Here is a 21,276-nt window from a genome sequence, read left to right as displayed (position 1 = left end):
ATTAGTTTGATTTTTTCCGGGCAGCCAGTTCAATCAGCCAAATGCTGGCAATCCCGGCAATGATAAGCAAAATGGCAATAAACACTTCTGTTGAAAAACTCTCAGGAAGTACCGGCTGATATCTAGCTATCACCGGTTCGTTGTCTTTTAACAGCACTTCACCCATTGGGTTCATTGCCATTATTTTTTCTTTCCATGGCCAGATAATTATGAGCGAACCAAGTATAAAACCAGTCAGCAATGCAATGGTTTGGTTCCGGAACTTGCGGAAAACCCATGAAAGTAAATGCGAGAACCCAATGAGCCCAACCACCATGCCAATGGCAACAGGAAACAGAATATCTATTCGGACTTCGTTGATGGCTTCGATGAAAATAAGGTGGTAATTTCCCATCAAAATCAGTACAAATGAACCTGAAAGGCCGGGAAGTACCATGCTACAAATACCAGCAACACCGCAAAGGATCAGGTAAAAGAAATTCTCATTGCCCACTGCCGGGTTCAGGAATGAAATTCCAATGGCAATAACAGCGCCAGCGATAAAACTTATTACCACGGCGGTATTCCATTTTTCAATAGTTTGCCCTACGAAATACACTGAAGCCAAGATCAGACCGAAAAAGTATGACCAGATATACACGGGATATTTTGTAAAAAGGAAATCGAATATGCGCGCCAGGCTTATCAGGGCTAACAGAATGCCAAGTCCGAGCGCAAGCAGAAAATAAAGATCAGTATGCTGTACAAATTGTTTGATTTTACCACTAAAAAGGAGCTTTACAGCCGTGATATTAAAAGACTTGATGGCATTGATCAGGCGTTCAAAGATGCCGGTAATCAGTGCGATTGTTCCTCCTGAAACGCCGGGTATCACATTGGCTGCACCCATACCAATGCCTTTCAGGAAAATGGTTACATACTCTCTCATCAGGGATTTATTGCTGGCGTTTGCGTTGTTTTTTCACAACCAGTGACTTCATAGCTTCAATCATGTTCAATACCTCGGGGATTTCAAGCATTGCCGGTGCATACCTGTCAATTTCTGAGCGCATTTCATAATCCAGCAGCAACGCTTTTTCCAGTGTACGAATAGATTCTTTAATCCATCCGCCATTGAAGCGGTAAGCAGCCAGGCGGTACATAAGTAGAGTATCTTTTGGATAGGCCCTGATCGCTTTATTGAGAACTGCCAGGGCGCTGTCAATATCTTTATTTACTGCAAGCAGTTCCGCATAATCGAGCCACGCATCCGAATTGTTATAATCGCTATGGATCACCTTTTCAAACGCGGCAACAGCATCGGCATAGCGGTTGGCTTTGGAGAACAATTCTGCCAGCACATACAGGAATTCCATGTTGTCTTTTTCCAGTGCAACGGCTTTCTCCACGCTACGGATGGCGTTTTGAACCTGGCCCAGTTCATCATAGGCAATACCCATTTCCAGCCAGGCATCCGGAAGGTTCGGATCAACTTCAAGGGCTTTCATATAGCTGTCAATGGCTTCGGGAAAACGTGAAAGTTTCTGATAGCATTCGCCCAGGTAATAATAGGTGGTAGCTTCCGGATCTTCAAATATAAATGTTTGCCTGTAAGCTTCAATGGCTTCACGGTACATGCCCATGTTGGCGTAGGAATTGGCCTTGTTGAAATAAGCCGAGGCAAAACTTTCGTCAATTGCGATCACAAAATCATAGGCTTCAATGGCTTTTTCGTAAAGCTCAAGAGAGTTGTAGGTAAGCCCAAGGTTAAACCAGGTTGTTACAGAGTAAGGGTTTTTATCGAGAAAGCTGTTAAAAAACACTACAGCATCATCATATTTGTTTGAGAACTCATAGCAAAACGATATTTCGTAGATTGCTGCTTCGTTTTCGGGATTAATATGCAGGGCTTTTTTAAGGTAGTCAATGGCCTTGTCATAATGTCCCTGGTTTTCGAACTCAAAGGCGATGTTCATGCACACTTCTCCTGGATCATCTGCTTCTTCCAGTGCTTTATCGAACTCCTCTATGGCTTTACCAAACATCTTTTTCTGGCTGAAGATGATGCCCCTGGTCATATAAACATCAATATTGTTTGGATCGAGACTTTCCACTTCTTCAAGCACTTTCATGGCCTGATCGTGTTGGTCTTCAGAGATAAGCAATTGTGCCTGCCTGAGCTTAATGCCGGCAGAACTGGGATGCTGGACAGCGGCAAAATTCAATGCCTGTTTTGAGCGGGCTTTATCGTTGAGCTGAAAATAATGGTCAATAATATCTTCGAGTTCTTCGAGGTCGAAAAAAAAATAGGAGCCTTCATCAATCATCTTCTCAAACTGGCGCACCAGTTCAAGAACTTCATCAAAATCAAAATCATCAAATTCTTCGTGCATATGCTGTATTCTCTCCTCAAATAATGCTGCAAATTTAGTAAAAAAGGGCGGGCAGCGCTTTCGCTTTATAAATATCTTCTGAATTATTGCGCTCCGAAAGGGGTTAAAATAGAAATACACTGTTGCTTGCCTGCGTTTGCCCAAACTCTTGCAGATCATTATGTAGCTAAGATTAACAAAAGTTGAAAAGTTAAAAAATACCAGAAAGAAGAATGAGAATAAATCAAAAATTGTAATTTTGACAAACCCCTGAACCTGGAAAAGCGGCAGTTGGCAGTGGCAGCCTAATATTAAGTTAAATCTCTCTTAACACGGAACTTTTAACCTTGAACCCGAAACCTTGAACCCGAATCCTCACATAACCCCCTTCCACCATGAGTAAAAAACACAACCCCACCGGCCTCGACCGCCGCAATTTCTTCAAACTGGCTGCTGCCGGAAGTCTGGGCGCATTAATGGCTCCATCGCCTCTCAAGAACGTGCTGGCGCAAGCGCAAGCCAATGAAAAACCCGCTACCAATATTGCCGAAGCGTTAAAATTCCCCAAAACGGAAAATTCTATGCCCGGCAGGTTTCCCGGCAGGGTCGTACAAGTTCTTAATGAAAAATCGGTGGTTAACGAAAAACCTGTGAAATCAGTAGTCTACGAAATGCTTTCCGAATCCATGCTGCAACTTACCGGTGCTGCCACCCTCGCTGAGGCCTGGGTGATGTTTGTGCAACCGCATGAAAAGATCGGTTTGAAACTCAATCCTATTGGTGGCAAGCTTTTATCTACGAGCCATGAAGTAGTTGAGAGTGTGATCGAACAAATGCTCGAAGCCGGAATTCCTAAAGAAAACATTGTGCTGTGGGACAGGCGCGAATTCCAACTTCATGAAGCTGGGTTCACACCGGAAGCATATCCCGGAATCGCCATCACCGGAACCGAAAAGAAGGATGCGGACGGTTCGTACTATAACAAGGAAGGCAAGCTATACAGCGAGGAAATGATTGACCGCGACTGGTATTATTTTGCTGAAGTGGAGGGCGAATACGACGATTACACTTTGCCATACATGGTAAATGGAGGTAAGTATTCTTATTTCACGAAAATCTGCACCCAGGAATTGGACAAGATCATTAACATACCTATTTTGAAAAATGCAGGCGCATCTATCACGTTGTGTCTCAAGAACCTGGGCTATGGCGTGATCACAAACACTGGCCGTCTGCATGCACAACTTTGGGGAGAAACCAGCGCCGAAGTCTGCTGCTTTCCACCGGTTCGGGATAAAGTGGTGCTAAACATTGTGGATGGGTTACGCGGTTGCTACCAGGGCGGACCAGGCGCAAACCCTCAGTTTATTTGCAATTACAATACACTTCTTGTAGGAACCGACCCGGTTGCAGTGGATCGCATCGGCTATGGAATTGTTTTGCAGAAACGAATTGAGGAAGGAATACAGCAGGAGGACACCCCACGCGGGCGTGCTTTCATGGAATATGCAGCGGAACTTGGGCTTGGCGAAGCAAATCAGGAGAATATCGAACTGAAGAAAGTTGTTTTAGGGTGAATATTCAAAATTTAAAATTCCAGATTCAATATTAATGCAACGAAAGAACTGGCAATCTTGAATCAAGAATCTGGAATCTTGAATTTGGTGGAATTTTGAATCAAAAAATCAATTTTATGAAACTGACATTATTAATCATTTTAAGTGTCTTTTTTACGGTGGTTTACGCGCAGGAAGCACCGATACTAACTGATAATTCTTTGGCTGGCATCGAAAATATCACAACCCGGAATTTTGATCAAAATGGATTGTGGGGCTATATCAATGGTGGTGCCGATCTTTATCTTGAGTATGGGTTCAAACAGCTGGCCGTGCAGGATATCAGGCTGGAAGGTTCGGAATTTAAAGCCGACATTTATCGCATGGTTTCCGCCGAAGCGGCTTTCGGGATTTTCAGCGTTTCACGTTTTCGTTGCATGGCTGCGGGTTTGCATTACTATCACGATTGCCTCACACCCTATCAGTATATTGCTGCGAAAGGCAACTATTACATTTCGGTTTCCAATACGAGCGGAGAACCTTTAGATCAGGAAAAAACCCTCAAAATCGGGAAAGCCTTTCTTAACAAAATTGACCATGTGGTGCTTCAGCGCCCAGGTATTTTTGAGAATAAGATCTTAAACGAAAGCAGGGATGGCCTAAAAATGGTGCATGGACCCCTGGGCCTGCAAAACGGCTTCATCCATTGGGATCGCCTTTTTACAGGCTTTGATAATTATGAGGCATGGATTTTACCGGTTGCCAGTCCCGAAAACAAGTTCACAATGGCATGGATCAGGTTTGATGATGAGAACCAACTGCAACGGTTCGTAGAAAAAAATGCATTGGTTTTAGCAGAGGTTTCTGGCTTTACAGGTTCGGACGAAAAATTTACTACATTCCGCACTGAAGATGGCGCTTTATTGCTTTTTGAAGGACCGTTGACAAAAGCCACCCTGGATCAATTAACCGATACATTGAACTAACTCCCATGCCCTGGAGTTAGCACTTCAGTGGCTTCAATCTTGGTTTTCCCACATCAGTAAGAGTATTGGTCTGATCACTTATTTCAAATTAATCCCCCGGATTGGTGTAATTTTGCAGAGCCAATCAGCACGTTTGCAATGGTTGCAAAAGCAACCGCCAATTATGCGTGCATCAATGGCATCTAAAATAATTGATCATGAAATTTCAACCCGGAGATAAAGTCAGGTTCCTCAACAGCAGTGGAGGAGGAATTGTTACAAAGATCATCAGTCCGCAAATGGTCAGCGTGGCCATTGAAGAAGGTTTTGATATCCCAACACTCACCAGCGATTTGCTAAAAATTGAAACCCAGGATAGCGGATCGCGCATTTTCGATAAAAATTACAGAGTGGTGATGGAGGCCAGGGAATCAGAGGACTCTGTACACTATGGTAAAACACCGCAACCAGAAGAAGAAGTTTTTGAGAGAATATTCCAGCTTAGAAAAACAAAGGGCTCGGACTCGGAAACCATATGGCTTGCGTTTCGCCCGCAAGACCAGAAATGGCTGATCACAGGCACACTTGATGTTTGCTTGCTGAACCCAACGGATTATGACGTTTTCTATTCCTTTATGCTCCTGCAAGCCGATATGCAGTGGAAAGGAATGGATTATGATGTGCTTCCGCCGGAATCGGGCATTACGGTGGCAACGATCACCCGCGATGAACTAAATGTATGGCTCGAAGGCAGCGTGCAAATGCTTTTCCAAAAAGAGCTGCAGCCCCGGCTGGTGATGCCTGTAAACGCCTCCTTTAGGTTAAAACCATCGCGGTTCCAGAAAGAAGACAATTACATTTCCAATGCTTTCGTAAGTGAAAAAGCCTTGCTGGTGAACCTCACGATGGTGAAAGGCGTTGAATCCACACCCGAGAGCCTTGAAGGCAGCGATTTATTATTTGATTCCCGGGTAAAAACCGAAAAACCAAAGGCATTGATTGACAAACACCGCATTGCGGCCTTTGAAGCTGAAGTTGACCTTCATATCTCCGCCTTGCAGGATAATTATACGAAGCTTGCTAACCACGAAATCCTGAAAATCCAGACCGATTACTTTACCAAATGCCTCGAAAGCGCCCTGGAATCCCAGTATCGCAAAGTAATTTTTATACATGGCATTGGCAACGGCACACTCCGCAACACCCTTCTTGAAATGCTTAAGCAATATACTGAACTCAAAGTACAGAATGCCTCCTTCAAAAATTATGGCTATGGGGCGATTGAGGTAGTGAATGAGAAGCCGGAATAGTATGTTATAACACGGGCCAAATCATTACAAGCAATTTATTTTTATATTAGCGAGGCGAAAAAACCGTACCATGAATTATGGTTATCCAATTCTCAGGATTTTGCATAGCCGTACCTGTGGGTTTGGTTGTAAACGAGTTAGCACTCATTCTAAAACGACACGACACAATCAAAATATAAGATATGAACGAAATAATTTGCCCTCATTGCAAGAAAGCATTTAAAGTAGACGAAGCTGGTTTTGCTGACATACTTAAACAAGTTCGTGACCACCAGTTTGAAGAAGAAATTCTTAACCGACTTGCATTGGCAGAAAAAGAAAAGGAAAGTGCTGTAAAATTAGCGGAAGCAATTATTAAAAATGCCTTTCAAGAAAAACTTTCTAAAAAAGACCAAGAATTAGCCGACCTCAAAGCCAAAAAGGAAATTGAGTTGTCGCAGAAATTATCTCAAAAGGAAAATGAACTGTTGCAACTTAAAGCCAAAATTGACAATGCAGAAGTTGAGAAAAAATTAGCCGTTACTGAAGCTACCAAAATAATTGAAAAGGAACGTGACGAGTTAGCTAATTCTCTAAAAATGAAGGAGACAGAAAAAGAACTACTTAAAAAGTCTTTAACCGAACAATATCTGTCAGAACTGAAAGAGAAGGATGCAATAATCAAACATAAAGACGAAGAAATTGCACTTAGAAAGGATATGAAGTTAAAACTATCAACAAAAATGATAGGTGAAACGCTTGAACAACATTGTGAGACAGAATTCAATAAACTTCGTGCGACTGCTTTTCAAAAGGCTTATTTCGAAAAGGACAACGACTCAAAGACAGGAAGTAAAGGGGATTTTATTTATAGAGAAAATGACGATGCAGGAAATGAAATCATTTCAATAATGTTTGAAATGAAAAACGAAGGAGACGAAACTGCAACAAAGAAAAGGAATGAAGATTTTTTAAAAGAACTTGACAGAGATAGAAACGAAAAAAAATGTGAATATGCAGTTCTTGTTTCTCTTCTAGAAGCTGACAGTGAGTATTATAATTCTGGAATTGTTGACGTTTCGCATAAATATTCAAAAATGTATGTTGTTCGACCTCAATTTTTTATTCCAATTATTACACTACTTCGTAACGCAGCTATGAACTCCGTACAATACAAAGCGGAACTTGCCTTGGTAAGAAATCAAAATGTGGACATTACCAATTTTGAAGAGAAAATAAATACATTCAAAGAAGGGTTTGCAAGAAATTACGAATTGGCAAGTCGGAAATTTAAAACTGCTATTGAAGAAATAGATAAAACTATTGACCATTTGCAAAAGACAAAAGACGCATTATTATCCTCTGACAATAATCTTCGACTTGCAAAGCAAAAAGCCGAAGATTTAACTATTAAGAAATTGACCCACGAAAACCCGACAATGAAAGCGAAATTTAACGAACTGAATAACCAATGAATATAGACAGAAAAACGAGTGATAACACGGGTTTTTCGTCAGGCGGGGTGACGTGGCAACTTATAGCTTTGTGCTTCGTATCAAGTTTAGTGCTGGTTTACAGCTTGTGCTCCGAAACCCGCCCGAAAGCAAAGCCCGAAACCGTTCATGCTGAGAGAATCAAAAATTGATTGACAAAATGCAAAACACAGTTCTAAAAGTAAAATCAATAAGCAAAAATTTCTCAAAGGTTAAAGCAGTTAAAAACATCTCGTTTTCGGTAGAACAAGGAGATATTTTTGCTTTTCTGGGTCCGAACGGAGCAGGGAAAACAACAACCTTACGAATTTTACTTGACATCATTAAAGCAGATGATGGCCACATAGAGTGGAATATTAAAGGGAGTTCCAATCACTCAATTCATGCCAGTCAGATTGGATATCTTCCTGAAGAACGAGGACTTTATCCTGATATTCCAATTTTAAAATCATTGGTTTATCTTGCCTCAATCAGGGGCATGGATAAGACAGAAGCGAAAAAAGCTGCTTTGGAATGGTTAGAAAGACTTGAACTTGCAGATAGGGCAAAGGAAAAGTTGCAGGTGCTTTCAAAGGGGAATCAGCAGAAAATACAATTTGTAGCTTCTATTCTTCACAAGCCTGCTTTCGCCATTCTTGATGAACCATTCTCCGGCTTAGACCCCTTGAACCAGGAAATTTTCATTGAATTTATCAGGGAAATTAATAAACAGGGAACCACAATTTTACTAAGCGCTCATCAGATGCAATTGGTAGAAAAGACTGCTCATAAAATATTTCTTATCAATAAGGGCGAAGAATTATATAATGGGAGCTTAACCGGAATTTACGAAACCTATGGAAACAGGCACATTATCGAATTACATTATAAATCAGGTTTAACTGAAAATTCGTTGAAATATATTGGCGGAGTGGAAAGTATTGAAATCATTGATAATGCTTTAGTTAGAATGACTTTTGAACAAGACGCTGATATGAAAACTATATTATCTGATTTGTCAAAACTGGAGGGTATTTTTGATGTTTCCAGTCACAAACCCTCATTGCACGATATTTTTCTTAACCTTGTAAAAAGTCATTAATAATGAGTTACATAAAGCAGGTTATTACCGTTACCCGCTGGGAATATGGTCGTTTCTTTAAACCAAAAAATGAGGCAATTGGTATTGTTGTAATGCTGATTGTATCAACTGTATTTTACTTTGGCAGCAAGTACGCCTTTTCTGACAAAAGTCCGGAAATTGAAATTTTTGTGCATAATGATACTAACGGAACTTTGACGGAAGTTCTAAAAAAGGATTTTGATATACAGCATCTGCCTTCTGAACAGAAAGATAGCATTATAAGGGAAACAGGTGTTAATAAAAATTGGGTTTTGATTGACATAAATGAAGATGCATTAGCCTTACACGCATACAAAAACAACAGGGACATCAAAAAGGTTAAAAGCTCTATTGATATTTATCACAAGCAGAACGAAATGCAGAAGCTGGGATTAAGTCCCGGGCAGCTTTCTTTGGTCTTATCGTCTGCACCAATTGAAGAAACCTATATCTACACCGACAATTCGAGAAACAGGGTCATTCTTGCCTGGTTTTTTGCCGGCTTGATGATAATGGCAGTTTTTTTAAGTTTCGCTTATCAGTTTACAGCAATTACAGGTGAGAAACAATTAAAAATTACCGAGCAGATTGTATCAGCCATAAGTCCACAGGTTTGGATGGACGGGAAAATATTAGGCATTACTTTAACAGGTATATCCTCAATGATTACTTATTCGTTTTTAAGCATTATTGGAGGAGTTCTTTTCTTCCAGTTTTCAGGTTTGCCAATTTCCGCAATACTCGATTATTTATATTTTCCTTCAATAGCCTTGTATTTACCTTTTGCCTTGATTGGTGTGTTAATCTGGAATGCCATACTTGCTGCTATAGCCTCAATAATTACCGACCCCAATAATTCCGGCAAAAGCTCGATGATGATGCTTCCAATTGTCTTTGTAATAGCCTCTTTTTTAGTAATACGCGATCCTGATAGCGGCATGTCAGTATTTCTATCGTGGTTCCCACTAACTTCTGCCACCTCAATGCCAATGCGGTGGGCAATTACAGAAGTCGGTATGTGGCAATTATCAGGTTCATTTATGCTATTACTGTTGACTTTTTATTCTCTGCGAAAAATAGCAGCCAAAATATTCAGAGTTTCAATTTTAATGACAGGGAAAGAACCAGGCTGGGCAGAAGTATATAAATTTATGAAAATGAAATAAAAAGCACGAAACGCTAATAAAGTGTATATGTCATAAGGGTTTTAGTGGGTATTCAAGCGTAATAGCCCGCTTAAACTGTGTAGCGGTATGATAGGAAACTACCATGCAATCTGCCACTACTCATATAATTTACCGCTGCCAGTAAGCGTAAGCTTAGCCATCTTTTCTGATTTTAAACTTTAGTGATTTTCGGAGTACTTATACTTTCCTGGCTCGCAATTACAAAAACAAACCAGAATTATCTCTTACTCCCGGAAAACAAAATATTTCCGGGCTTGTTAATCTTATATTCATCTTAAAACCAAAAACTATGAAATTCATTCTGATATCAACAATCGTTTCTTTATTCCTCTTCTCGTGTCAGGGCAACAGCGGCAATGCAAAGTCTGAGGCCGGCATGGACAACCAAAAGGTAAAGGTGTTGGATGTGGTTCAAACCAGCGCATACACCTACCTGTATGTAAACAATAACACCGCTGATTACTGGATAGCCGTCAGATCAATGGAAGCCCGGGAAGGGGAGGAGTACCATATTGCAGGATTATTGGAAATGGATAATTTCTACAGCAAGGAACTTGAAAGGAATTTTGAGAAAATCTGGTTTGTAAGTGAAATCAGCAAAAACCCAATTTCATTGCGCAATGGTGGGAGCGAAATGGGTGGTCCTATGTCGGATCAAAAAGATAAGGCAGCTAAGGACACGAAAATTGACATCAATCTTCCCAACCATGAAGGCAGCGTTAAAATTGCCGAATTGTATGCGAACCGTGAGAAATACGGCAGCAAAGATGTAAAACTAGTTGGTGAAGTAACCCGCTTCAACTCCGGGATTCTGAGCCGTAACTGGATACACATTCAGGATGGTTCTGACCACAATGGCAATTTCGATCTCACCGCTACAACCGCAGATTTTGTGAATGTCGGCGATCAGGTGATCGTGGAAGGCAAGCTCACGCTGGATAAGGATTTCGGATCAGGCTACTTTTATAGCCTTATTATTGAGGAAGCCAGGGTGAGTAAACTTCTGACAAACTGATTGGATCTCTGATTTTAATTCCTTTTTGAAGCTTCCTGATTTCGGAAGGAATTTTAGTGCTGCTATACTTAATGCGAATTTGTGTTATTTTGCCTGAATAATTACAAAATATTCTGATCACTAAAATTCTTTCATTATGCAATCCCTGACTCCCAACATTTTTGTAACTGATATCAAACAAACCATTGCATTTTACGAGCAACTGGGCTTTGAAGTTGTAATGACTGTGCCAGAAGAAGGCGATTACGTCTGGGTCATGATGTCCAGCGGCAGTGTTTCTTTTATGTTCCAGACTTTTGAAAGCCTTGGAAGCGAACTGCCCGAAATCAGCCGGCAAAACGGCGGCTCACTAATTTTTTATATCAAGATTGAAAATATCAGAAGTTTCTTTGAAAACATCAAAAACAAGGTAACAGTACTGAAAGGCCTTGAAAAAACATTCTATGGCGCCACCGAATTCTCTATCCTAGATAATAACGCTTACGTGCTCACCTTCGCCGAAAACGAAAACGGATAACTGCGTCTTGCACTCATGCACCGATTTACAACTTCACTCTATCACTGCATAACTGCATTACTGTATAACTGTATCACAACTAAATCCGTGCAAATCTGCTTAACCCGCGTAATCCGCGTTCCATTCACACTGGCTCGTTTTTTGCATTATCCCAGCACAATCAAAATCCAATTACCATGAAACATATTATTTTATCAGCGCTTTTGTTCTCGTTCATATCCTGTGGCAAAAGCGAAGAAGTTAAGCTTGAACCCAAAGAAATCAAGCTGTCAGTTGAACAGGTTCAGATTGTTGACGGTGGAAACCGTTTCGGTTTCGATTTATTCCGTGAAATTCTGAACCGCGAAAACCCTGCCGAAAATGTTTTCATTTCGCCTCTGAGTGTGCACATGGCGCTGGCCATGGCCTGGAATGGGGCTGATGGTCCTACCCGCGACCAGATGACCGAAACCATGTATTTTCCTCATGTTTCCGAACCCAAAATCAATGAAGGCTTTCAGCGGCTCATGGCCGATTTGCTTTCGGTTGACGAAAAAGTGAAAATGGAAATTGCCAATTCAGTCTGGTATCGCGAAGGATTTCAGGTAAAAGACAGCTTTTTGAGCGTGAATCGCGATTATTTCAACGCTGAAGTCAGCGAACTTGATTTTGCCAATCCGAAATCCAAAGACATTATCAATACCTGGGTTGCCGACAAAACCCACGACAAAATCAAACAGATTGTTGATGAAATCACCTCAACCCATGTGATGTTCCTGATCAATGCCATTTATTTCAAAGGAATGTGGGAAAAAGAGTTCGAACCAAAAGATACCCGCAACCGTGCATTCAGCCTTGCCGGAGGGGATCAGAAAGAGGTCATGACCATGGAAATGAGTTCCGGTTTTGCGTATGCTGAACGCGAAGGTTATCATGTAATTGAGTTACCTTATGGCCGTGGTAATTTCAGCATGCTGGTGTTTCTCCCTGATAACGGTTCAGACGTAAATACGCTGCTCGAAAACCTGGATATTGAAGAATGGAATGCATTGCCTTCGGAAATGAGTTTTCAACCTGAAATTGATCTGCGTTTGCCTCGTTTTGGCTTCTCATTCGAAACCGAACTGAAAGATCCGCTGATGAGTTTAGGCATCAATGATGCTTTCATTGACGGACTTGCTGATTTCAGCGGAATCACTGACCAGGAGATTTTTATATCTCGCGTACGACATAAATCGTTTGTTGAAGTGAACGAAGAAGGAACCGAAGCGGCTGCAGTAACATCAATTGAATTCAGGGAAACAAGCATCCGCGAACCTTTAAGATTTTATGTGGATCGTCCCTTCGTGTTCGCACTGAAAGAAAAATTTACCAACTCAATGCTGTTTATCGGCAAGGTAATGGATCCGGGGGGTGAGTAGGCAGGAGGCAGTTGCAGTAGGCAGTAGCAAGAACCTAGAGCCAATACCAAGAGCCAAGAGTCAAGAAACAAGAGACTGGAGTAATAGTCGAAAGGACAAGTAACCAGTAATGCGAAACCAGCAACCAGTAACAAGAACCCCAAACGATCATAAGTTTTTGAAGGGATGCAATCCCCGAGGCACGAGGGGATGGCATCCCTGATTGCTTAAATCCACTTTTCTATGAGTTTTGAATTTGAACCTAGGAATTTGAACCCTTGAACCTGAAACCTGGAACCTTGAACCCGGAACGTCAAACGCCGAACGCCAAACGATCTTAGGGTTACTTCGATTCGCCAACGAAGTAATCATCCTTCTCGGCAAAGAGGATGTTAAAAGTGGTGAGACTGCCGTAAATACGGGTGATGTATTGCTGAATGTTCACTTTCTCATCATCGGTAAGATCTGAGCTGTTTACCCGTTGTTCCATTACACGTAACCTATCGCGAACCATCACAATTTTGTGGAAAAAAGCTTCGATGGGTATTTCCTTGCTTTGCAGGTTGCGATCACCAGGTTGGAGTATCATTTTGCCACCTTGCCAGCGGCTGCCAAGCGGAACAATTTCCTGGATGTCGGTAATGCGGCGAAGCAGTTTTGCAAACACCCGCTCCACTTTTTCGAAGCTGATATAATCAATATCGCCGCCGGCAAAATCAAGTACTTCCAACCCTTTAAAGGTTTTCATGATGGTTTTTGTGCCGTAATCCAGAAATGTGATTTCGTATGAATCGGTATAAGCCTGAATTACCACGCCTTTGCCAAATTCAGGGTGGCTTACCCGCGATCCAATGCCTAATGAAATATCTTCCATGTGCTTATAATTTATGTAGGTAGCAAAAATATCATAAATCCATGAAATTCATGGTATCTTTGCAAACTGAATAAGTAATTCGTTCTATCGCTTTCCGCCAAAGCGGGAAGAGGAAAGTCGGGGCAGCACAGAGCACCATACTTCCTAACCGGAAGGTTCCATTCTGGTGGAGTGGAAACAGCAAGTGCCACAGAAAATAACTGCCGACGCCGGAGTTTTAGATGAGGCCCGCCTTCGCTAAAGCTACGGCGGGCGATGGTGAAAACGTGAGGTAAGAGCTCACGCCTCGGTGTGGCGACACACTGCGGGGGTAAACCTTATGGGCTGAAAGACCAAATACATCAGGGATTCCGCTACGGCGGATGAAGGGCTGCTCGCCCGGGCCTGAGGGGTAGGTCGTAAGAGCCTCCCGGCAACGGCAGGCCTAGATAAATGATAGAATTTCCGCCTTCGGGCGGATAACAGAATCCCGCTTATAGAATTGCTATCCACTAAATAAATAAGCCCGGCGCGAAAGTGCCGGGCTTATTTTGTTTAACCAACCAAAATCAAACAGAGAATTATTTTCTATAGGGACAATCAGCTCTGTATCCACGGCCTTTTCCTCTGGGTTCGCCCATATCAGCAGAGGCAAACCCTCTTCTTACAGGGCCACGCGAATCAAATAGTATCTTTTGTTCTTCCGTAAGCAGTTTTCTGATTTCCTGATGCGTAGCCGCCTGATTTTTATGCATGCCGCCACGTAAAACTGCCATTTCATCAATGGTATTATTGATGGCGTTCATATCAGGCTGATCGGCTGTTTTAAGTGTACGCAACTGCGCTTGCTTTTCACCGAGCTGGTTTCGCAACTCCTGGTTTTCTTTTATGTTTTTGAGCCTGAGGGCATCCATCTTTTCCGATTGTTCCTCTGTGAGGCCGGGAAGATTGATGCAAAAGCCCTGATTCTGTGCTGCCCGATCTGGCATTTCTTCAAATGCCCTGCACGCACCTTGTCCGCGATATCCTCTGCCACGTTGCGCAAATGCGTCAGTAGTGAAGAGTATTACAATTGCCAGTACGATTGCCGGCAGCAATTTGCTTAAATTCTGTGTTTTCATTTTTGTTGCATTTAAGTTATTAATAATTATTTATTCATCTATTCGCAGGTATCATGTGGAGCCATCTTCCTGTGACGGTGCTGCCACTTTTGCTGATGGCCAAAGCGTGGCGGAAATATCCACTGTTGTATCATTTCGGCCATTTTATCGTATTGTTCAGGTGCAGTGACAGCTTTTATTGCAAGCATATGGCGTATTGTTTCTTTCCGAAGATCAGCATGTAGTTGTCCGGTTTCAGTGGCAAGCCTGTCTAATTTTTCGTGATCCGGATTTTCATGATCCAGTTCTTCAAATATTTGCTGTTGGTTTTCGCTCAGCTTGTTTAAAATTCCTGACGAAGCTTCACGAAATTCATCCCTCAACTCTTTTAATTGAATGTTTTGCTCAGGAGTACACCCCATTTTTTCCCGCCATGTGCCATAGCCTTTTTCAGACTCTTTTTTCTCAGAGAACTCTATTAAATCCGGACTGGGATTTTTGTGGTTATCATCACTGTAGCGTTGCCACAACATGGTTCCCAGAATTGCTATGGTGATTACCAGCAGTGAAGCCAATGCCCATATCCATACTTCCTTGTTTGTGAATATTTTCATGCTTAATTGTCTCCGTTGGTTAAGAAAAATTCTTCAAATGATCCATCGTAGATATCTTCTGCTACAAGATCGTAATATACGCCTGCATCAATTTCATCCTCACCGAAAGACAACTGTGGCGACAATTCGGTTCCGATGAGAATACCGACCCACAGAGCGATTGCCAGGGAAGCAGCAACAGGTAGAATTCTGATAAGATGAAAAACCGGCTTCAACTCAAATATTCCGCTTTTTCTTTTGGTTCGAAGGTTGATAAATTGCTGTTCCACTCTGCCGGCAAACCACGGATCAATCTTAAGCAATTTGTCTGTTTCTATAACAGCGAGCGTTTGAAGGATTTCCTGGTACATGTGACTGCATTTTTCGCAATGTACCAGATGCGCATTTGCAACCGATGCCAGCTCAGGACTGAGATTTCCCTCTGCCAGGAAGATCAGGTTTTGTCTGGTTTTGTTACAGTTCATGTGCGGTTAATTTAGATGTTAGACAATGAGGTTTCATGAAACTTGCGTTTTATATTTGTTGTTTTTCAATGGCTTTGATCAATGTTGACTGCAGATTTGTTTTTGCCCGGTGAATCAGGGACTCAACAGCTGATAAGGAAACATCCATTACTTCAGCAATTTCCTTGTAAGGAAGATTGCTGAACTTATGTAAGGTGAATGCGGTTTTCTGTTTCGCAGGTAAGGTATCAATGGCATTGTGCAACATTTTGGCGCGGGCTGTGTATTCAGCTTCTTTTTCCAAAGGTTTGGTAAAATCTGGTTCTGACAGGTTTTTTATGCTGGCCTCGCCGCCAAATAATTTCTCAATCGGGAAAAATAAACCCCTGTTTTTTTGTTTGCGCAGGTAATTCAGCGATTTGTTTACTGCTATCCTGTATAACCAGGTTGAGATGGACGCATCCTGTCTGAAGCGGTGAATGGATTTGTACACTTCAATGAAAACTTCCTGGGCTATATCGTGTGCATCATCACTATTGTGTAAAAAATTGTAACACGTTGAGACCACCGTTTGCTGGTGTTGTTCCACCAGCAAGCGGAAAGCTGCCTGGCTGTTTCGCATCAATCCATCAATCAGTTCGTGGTCGTTCATTGATCAGGCTGAGTTAGCACAATACCATTTTTGACACTTGATGAACAGCAAACTTGCATAAGTACTGCAACAAATCAAGTCCTTAAAAATAATAATTTCTTCGCCAATGAGGTTAACATGATGAAACCTGATTTCTCAAATCCAGAAGTATATTCAAATTGCACTGAGAAAATCATACAAATCTTCTTCGGGCTTTAGATTGAGTTTCTTTCTCAGGCGCGAACGGCTGATGTATGAACTCGATGGCTGGATGTTCAGGATATCAGCAATTTCCTTTGAATTCAGCCCAACCCGCAAGTATGCGCATAAACGCAGATCATTGTTTGAAAGCGTTGGGAATTGGTCTTTCAGCTTTTTGAAAAACTCCTGATGCAACTCATCCATTTGAATTTCGAAGGTTTTGTCATCAATTTTAAGATAGGCATCAAGCATTCTCCTTGCCTCACCAAATCTCAATCTGGATACAGCCGGGTCGCTATCATGGATAAGATCAAATTTTTCTTTTAGCAAGAGCAACAAGCGATTTTTATCCTCACTGTCTTTTGCTTTATTTGCCAGTTCGACTGTTTTGTGCCGCAACTGCTGTTTTATCTTATCATATTCAGCTTTCAGGAACTCCTGCTCAAGCAACAGGACTTTCTCGCTATGCTTTTGGGCTTGCTGTCGCAATGAACTTTGCTCCTTAAGCAGTAAATGTTTCTTTTGTTTTTTCAGGGCAATTATTTGCCAGCGGCGGATAAAATACACCGTCAGCAGAAACAACAAAAAATACGTTGCGTATACATACCATGAACGATACCAGGGGGGATCAATACGGATTGTCATGGTATTTGTTCCTATAATCCTTCCATTTATCGTTGCGTTCACAAAAATAATAAACTCACCTTCTTTCAATCCAATAAATTCCGCTGTATTTGTTGCTGACCAATCACTCCACTCTCCTGATTCGTTTAATTTGTGCTGATACAACACATCATCCTGGTTTGGAACAATATATTCGATCCTGAAATTATTGAGTCTATAGGGCAATCTTGCATCCGCGTAAAGTGCCACCCTCTCATCATTATTGAATGCTTCGGCTTTTCTGAAAACCAAATTGAATTTTGCAGAATCCTTGTCTTCAGCGTAAAGTAAGTGTTTTAGTGCGAACCCATTATAAACCGGATAAAAGTCATAATCGGGTTGTAAAGAAACAGCCTGATATATCCCTGACAACACGTTTTCGGTCATTGGAAAAGATATCGTCTCTGGTTTCTGAATGAACTTTTCATTTCCGGCAATGTAAGAGTATTGGTAAGTATCAGTAAATACCTGTATCCCGTTTTCGTCCTGAATGAGCCAAGGATCATTTCCAAAAAAAATACTATCAGGAAAAATCAGCCTTTCGGCAGGATGTAAATTATTATCAAGTACTGCCCTGATTATTCCAAAGTTTGGGATGTTGACCCACAAAACATTTTCCATTTCAATGATCAACTGATTGCATGAACCCAGGATTAAATCCATTTTTTTAAGGAAAATCCATTCGCTGCCGGATTTCCTGAAAATTGATATACCATTATAATTGCCTGTTAACAGATAGTCTTTGTATTGTAAAATGGTCCATACTCCTGAGTGTTGATCAAATTTTTCAAACTTTCCATTTTTGAGCACGAACAAACCATTATCATGGCCCATGAACAAAGTGTTATCAATTTTTTCCAGAGCCCAAACCTGGCCTTCGGTGCCGGGAAAAAGATCGAAATGACTAAACTCCTTATCGTTGTTCAGATCATCCCATCCGGTGCTGTATAATCCCTGGTTGGTTCCCAGGTAAAATACTCCATCCATTACCTGGGCTGTGTAACCGGTTCCAAAATCCCCCCGATAATCGTAAAAAAAGGTGATGTCATTTTTCAAGAAAAGCGAAGTAACTCCATAATCGGTTCCAACCCACAATTTTCCTGATGGACTATAATGCAAACACAAAATTGTATTGCTTAGCAGGCCTTTATATCTGTTTATATGATGGATGATGTTTCCATCCAAATCAGTGATGAACAGGCCTTTCAGTACTGTGCCATATGCCAGATGGGATTCATTGACAGGTTCAAAGCTAAAAACGTTTGCCGCTTTCAGGGTTTCTGATAAGGTGCTTTTTATTTGACTGAGCTGGCCGGAGGAATAAAAATACAAACCGGCATTTTTCGAGACTATCACAACCTCATTGTTTCTATGATAGATACCTGAAATTTCAAATGCTTTATCCTCAGGATAGCTGAACAGGTGTTTTAATGAGGTTTTATCATAGAGATATAATCCGTTTTTTGCATCCGCCAGATAAAAGGAATTACTCACAACAAAACTACCTGTAAACTTATTTGGCGCAGTTATTCGGGTTAGCTGCTGGTTTGTATATACATAAATACTCTGCGACGAAATAAAGATGATCTTATCATCAATGGAATGAACATCCCAAAACTCCTCGCTGATATCCTGAACATCTTTCCTGAACGGGTACAGGGAGGTGTATTCAAAGGCCTGAAATTTGTTCTTCGTCCAGACTCCAAAATCGAGATCTGAGCCGGTATAAATAAGCGAATCGCTAGGCACCAGAACCGATCGGGTAAAACCATCGCTGCCTTTGAAGCTGTTCCATGTTTTCCCGTCGAACTCAAGCAAGCCTTTATCGGCAGCCATATAAATCATGCTATTAGGAGCGGAACGAATATCCCAGATTTTCCCCTGGTTCTGATATTGTGATGGTGTGAAATTTTTAAGCAGCGGCACACCCTTTTCCGGGAACGTTTTCGCATAAGACATAAGCGTTCCGGAAATTAATACAATGAGATATAGTATCTGCTTTTTCAATTTGGGGCGCTTGTTCCTGGTTCAATCATGCGAAAGTAAAAAAATGAGCCGTCGGTAAAACAGACGGCTCATTAAGTTTATAAGTTTTTAATTTAGTTTACAACTAACTTTTGTGTTTGAATTTCACCATCTTTGCTGAGAATTCTTAAGATATATACTCCCTGTGTAAGTCTATCTGTCTCAATAACAGAAGCGCTGGCTGAAATCAGCACCCTGCCGCTCAGATCAAGTACTTCAAACTGTTCGTCTTCAGAACCGAGATAAACCTGTTCGCCTAGTTTAACAGGATTTGGATAAATATTAATACGGTTGGGGAGACGTAAATCACTGATACCTACCACCTGGTTGAATGTTATGTTATCGAAATAAATAACATTGTCCTGGATTCTTCCTGCCATATCAAAATCAGGGAAGACAACAATCTGATCATACATACCTTCGGAAGCCGGAGGATTCGGAAAACTGGAAAAATCAAAACTAAGCTCTTCCCATTGGTTGGTCAGGGTGTTGGCTATTTTGATTTCGGGTTGTGCCCAACCGGTGGCAGCTACCAACTTGATTCCTACATCGCTGATTACAGGTTTCCATACCATAATCTTGATAATGGAATTCGTGTTATTCAGCACAAATGGTCCGAGGTCGCTATCTCCATGGGCCGATTCAACGCCCGCCCAGGGATTTCCTGCTTGCAAAGCCGTAAATTTCGCAACTGTGGCAGAAGTATTGTTTCCTGTCTGATCCGGATTTGGAATGATTTGCAATGGTGGATTGGTGTTGTTTTCAAAAACTGTCCATGTCCAATTGGCTCCATATCCACCGGATTCAAAATCAATAGGATTCCTTGGAGTGACTCCGGGCCCTGAACCGGATTTGTAAAAGTAGAGATTGTCAAGGTAAATGGTTTGCGAACCATTTCCACCAGCAAATTTAAGTTGGATGAGATCGGCCATGTCTACATTCGTAAATGCCGATAAGGGAATGTCGTAACTCACCCATTGACTTGGTGTAATGGGCAATACATAAGCAGTTTCAACAGGTCCGGTGCTGATGCAGTAGATTTCAACAAGTGTCGCATCTGCTGTCCACATATCAAGGTGTAGAGTTTCCATTGCTGTTACATCTAACGCATTGGCAAACTGGGTACCCTGGTAGTTGAAATTAGCATATTTCATAGTTTCATTACCTTGGATCAGGGGGAAACTTACAATTGTTGATTGCCCCCAGCCTGGATTAAAATCGGTTCCGGAAACATTGGTGTATGCATGGCTGAAAATTGAAATCACATCACCGGGATCACGAGCCGGAGGTGTTGGGGCTGCAACGGTTGGTTCATCAGGTGAAGTTCCGGCTGGATTAAATGAAATGTTATCGAAATAACATACATTGTCCTGGGTTCTGCCCGATAAATCAAAATCCGGGAATATTACGATCTGATCATATTGTCCCTCTGAGCCAGGAGGATTTGGATAAGCAGAAAAATTAAAGGTAAGCTCTTCCCACTGGTTAACCAATGTGTTGGCAACTTTTATTTCTGGTTGAGCCCATCCGGAGGCTGCAACCAACTTGATTCCAACATCGCTGATTACAGGTTTCCAAACCATGATCTTGATAAGGGAATTTGTAGCGTCCAACACAAATGGGCCAAGATCGTCATTGCCATGTGCTGATTCGCAACCCGCCCAGGGTTGTCCAATTTGCAATGCAGTAAATTTGGCAACTGTTGCCGAAGTGTTAATTCCGGCTGGATTTGGATTTGCAATGATTTCAACCGGAGGATTGGTGGCGTTTTCAAAAACAGTCCATGTCCAATCGGCTCCCTGACCACCCGGTTCGAAATTGATGGGTGCATTTTGAGCGAAACTTACTGATGCAGATAGCATCAAAAAAATAATTGTAAACTTTTTCATAAT

At 41.6% G+C, this 21,276-nt stretch carries 18 protein-coding genes and 1 other RNA gene; 10 read left to right on the top strand and 9 right to left on the bottom strand.

Translation table 11 applies throughout. The annotated features are described in order from the left end of the window. Position 1: 1 nt before the first annotated feature. Both IH597_10645 and IH597_10640 read right to left on the bottom strand, forming a co-directional pair. Positions 2 to 931, bottom strand: a complete 930-nt coding sequence (locus IH597_10645) for a DUF368 domain-containing protein (GenBank protein ID MBE0662913.1) — start codon at positions 929 to 931, stop codon at positions 2 to 4. A gap of 4 nt (positions 932 to 935) precedes the next feature. Continuing rightward, the gene (locus IH597_10640) at positions 936 to 2,372 is read right to left on the bottom strand and encodes a tetratricopeptide repeat protein (protein MBE0662912.1); all 1,437 of its coding nucleotides are present in this window, start codon (positions 2,370 to 2,372) and stop codon (positions 936 to 938) included. A gap of 374 nt (positions 2,373 to 2,746) precedes the next feature. Between IH597_10640 and IH597_10635 the strand changes: the two genes are divergently transcribed. The 9 genes from IH597_10635 to IH597_10595 all read left to right on the top strand — a co-directional run bounded on the left by IH597_10635 (position 2,747) and on the right by IH597_10595 (position 12,875). Further along, positions 2,747 to 3,928: a DUF362 domain-containing protein gene (locus tag IH597_10635; protein MBE0662911.1), complete on the top strand. Its 1,182-nt coding sequence runs from the start codon at positions 2,747 to 2,749 to the stop codon at positions 3,926 to 3,928. 116 nt (positions 3,929 to 4,044) lie between these two features. Beyond that, positions 4,045 to 4,893 (top strand): hypothetical protein, encoded by an 849-nt coding sequence (locus IH597_10630; protein ID MBE0662910.1) that lies wholly within the window; start codon positions 4,045 to 4,047, stop codon positions 4,891 to 4,893. Positions 4,894 to 5,090: 197 nt separating this feature from the next. After that, positions 5,091 to 6,182, top strand: coding sequence for a DUF2027 domain-containing protein (locus tag IH597_10625; protein MBE0662909.1), 1,092 nt, complete (start codon positions 5,091 to 5,093; stop codon positions 6,180 to 6,182). Between the two features lie 182 nt (positions 6,183 to 6,364). After that, the gene (locus IH597_10620; protein MBE0662908.1) at positions 6,365 to 7,636 is read left to right on the top strand and encodes a DUF2130 domain-containing protein; all 1,272 of its coding nucleotides are present in this window, start codon (positions 6,365 to 6,367) and stop codon (positions 7,634 to 7,636) included. A 178-nt stretch (positions 7,637 to 7,814) separates the two neighbouring features. Then, positions 7,815 to 8,735 (top strand): ATP-binding cassette domain-containing protein, encoded by a 921-nt coding sequence (locus IH597_10615; GenBank protein ID MBE0662907.1) that lies wholly within the window; start codon positions 7,815 to 7,817, stop codon positions 8,733 to 8,735. Between the two features lie 2 nt (positions 8,736 to 8,737). Then, on the top strand, positions 8,738 to 9,922 hold the full coding sequence (locus IH597_10610; protein MBE0662906.1) for an ABC transporter permease: 1,185 nt from the start codon (positions 8,738 to 8,740) through the stop codon (positions 9,920 to 9,922). Between the two features lie 310 nt (positions 9,923 to 10,232). Continuing rightward, on the top strand, positions 10,233 to 10,958 hold the full coding sequence (locus IH597_10605; protein ID MBE0662905.1) for an SH3-like domain-containing protein: 726 nt from the start codon (positions 10,233 to 10,235) through the stop codon (positions 10,956 to 10,958). A 136-nt stretch (positions 10,959 to 11,094) separates the two neighbouring features. Then, positions 11,095 to 11,475 carry a VOC family protein gene (locus IH597_10600; GenBank protein MBE0662904.1) on the top strand — a complete coding sequence of 127 codons (381 nt, stop codon included), beginning with the start codon at positions 11,095 to 11,097 and terminating at the stop codon, positions 11,473 to 11,475. Between the two features lie 176 nt (positions 11,476 to 11,651). Beyond that, positions 11,652 to 12,875 (top strand): serpin family protein, encoded by a 1,224-nt coding sequence (locus IH597_10595; GenBank protein ID MBE0662903.1) that lies wholly within the window; start codon positions 11,652 to 11,654, stop codon positions 12,873 to 12,875. Positions 12,876 to 13,197: 322 nt separating this feature from the next. Here the strand turns inward: IH597_10595 and IH597_10590 are convergent, their stop codons facing one another. Further along, positions 13,198 to 13,728: a hypothetical protein gene (locus IH597_10590; GenBank protein MBE0662902.1), complete on the bottom strand. Its 531-nt coding sequence runs from the start codon at positions 13,726 to 13,728 to the stop codon at positions 13,198 to 13,200. 71 nt (positions 13,729 to 13,799) lie between these two features. Here IH597_10590 and rnpB point away from each other — a divergent pair. After that, positions 13,800 to 14,220: RNase P RNA component class A (gene rnpB, locus IH597_10585), an RNA gene on the top strand. Positions 14,221 to 14,288: 68 nt separating this feature from the next. Here the strand turns inward: rnpB and IH597_10580 are convergent. The 6 genes from IH597_10580 to IH597_10555 form a co-directional block, all read right to left on the bottom strand. Next, the gene (locus IH597_10580) at positions 14,289 to 14,828 is read right to left on the bottom strand and encodes a Spy/CpxP family protein refolding chaperone (GenBank protein ID MBE0662901.1); all 540 of its coding nucleotides are present in this window, start codon (positions 14,826 to 14,828) and stop codon (positions 14,289 to 14,291) included. A gap of 38 nt (positions 14,829 to 14,866) precedes the next feature. Next, positions 14,867 to 15,421, bottom strand: a complete 555-nt coding sequence (locus tag IH597_10575; GenBank protein ID MBE0662900.1) for a periplasmic heavy metal sensor — start codon at positions 15,419 to 15,421, stop codon at positions 14,867 to 14,869. A gap of 2 nt (positions 15,422 to 15,423) precedes the next feature. After that, the gene (locus IH597_10570; protein ID MBE0662899.1) at positions 15,424 to 15,885 is read right to left on the bottom strand and encodes a hypothetical protein; all 462 of its coding nucleotides are present in this window, start codon (positions 15,883 to 15,885) and stop codon (positions 15,424 to 15,426) included. Positions 15,886 to 15,934: 49 nt separating this feature from the next. Then, entirely contained in the window at positions 15,935 to 16,489 is a 555-nt protein-coding gene (locus IH597_10565; GenBank protein ID MBE0662898.1) for an RNA polymerase sigma factor, read from the bottom strand. A 180-nt stretch (positions 16,490 to 16,669) separates the two neighbouring features. Beyond that, complete coding sequence (locus IH597_10560) at positions 16,670 to 19,366, bottom strand: hypothetical protein (protein MBE0662897.1); 2,697 nt, start codon at positions 19,364 to 19,366, stop codon at positions 16,670 to 16,672. Between the two features lie 92 nt (positions 19,367 to 19,458). Then, complete coding sequence (locus IH597_10555) at positions 19,459 to 21,273, bottom strand: T9SS type A sorting domain-containing protein (protein ID MBE0662896.1); 1,815 nt, start codon at positions 21,271 to 21,273, stop codon at positions 19,459 to 19,461. Between the last annotated feature and the right edge of the window lie 3 nt (positions 21,274 to 21,276).

The organism is Bacteroidales bacterium (genome assembly GCA_014860575.1).
Classification (GTDB): domain Bacteria; phylum Bacteroidota; class Bacteroidia; order Bacteroidales; family JAAYJT01; genus JAAYJT01.
The sequence above is the reverse complement of the archived record's forward strand: the minus strand, read 5'-3'. Positions and strand labels throughout refer to the sequence as shown.

Bases quoted from the DNA above. Each gene is read 5' to 3' on its own strand.
- IH597_10620 (MBE0662908.1), top strand. From the start codon at position 6,365: ATGAACGAAATAATTTGCCCTCATTGCAAGAAAGCATTTAAAGTAGAC.
- IH597_10595 (MBE0662903.1), top strand. From the start codon at position 11,652: ATGAAACATATTATTTTATCAGCGCTTTTGTTCTCGTTCATATCCTGT.
- IH597_10600 (MBE0662904.1), top strand. From the start codon at position 11,095: ATGCAATCCCTGACTCCCAACATTTTTGTAACTGATATCAAACAAACC.
- IH597_10605 (MBE0662905.1), top strand. From the start codon at position 10,233: ATGAAATTCATTCTGATATCAACAATCGTTTCTTTATTCCTCTTCTCG.
- IH597_10610 (MBE0662906.1), top strand. From the start codon at position 8,738: ATGAGTTACATAAAGCAGGTTATTACCGTTACCCGCTGGGAATATGGT.
- IH597_10575 (MBE0662900.1), bottom strand. From the start codon at position 15,421: ATGAAAATATTCACAAACAAGGAAGTATGGATATGGGCATTGGCTTCA.
- IH597_10630 (MBE0662910.1), top strand. From the start codon at position 4,045: ATGAAACTGACATTATTAATCATTTTAAGTGTCTTTTTTACGGTGGTT.
- IH597_10615 (MBE0662907.1), top strand. From the start codon at position 7,815: ATGCAAAACACAGTTCTAAAAGTAAAATCAATAAGCAAAAATTTCTCA.
- IH597_10590 (MBE0662902.1), bottom strand. From the start codon at position 13,728: ATGGAAGATATTTCATTAGGCATTGGATCGCGGGTAAGCCACCCTGAA.
- IH597_10635 (MBE0662911.1), top strand. From the start codon at position 2,747: ATGAGTAAAAAACACAACCCCACCGGCCTCGACCGCCGCAATTTCTTC.
- IH597_10580 (MBE0662901.1), bottom strand. From the start codon at position 14,828: ATGAAAACACAGAATTTAAGCAAATTGCTGCCGGCAATCGTACTGGCA.
- IH597_10555 (MBE0662896.1), bottom strand. From the start codon at position 21,273: ATGAAAAAGTTTACAATTATTTTTTTGATGCTATCTGCATCAGTAAGT.
- IH597_10625 (MBE0662909.1), top strand. From the start codon at position 5,091: ATGAAATTTCAACCCGGAGATAAAGTCAGGTTCCTCAACAGCAGTGGA.
- IH597_10640 (MBE0662912.1), bottom strand. From the start codon at position 2,372: ATGCACGAAGAATTTGATGATTTTGATTTTGATGAAGTTCTTGAACTG.
- IH597_10570 (MBE0662899.1), bottom strand. From the start codon at position 15,885: ATGAACTGTAACAAAACCAGACAAAACCTGATCTTCCTGGCAGAGGGA.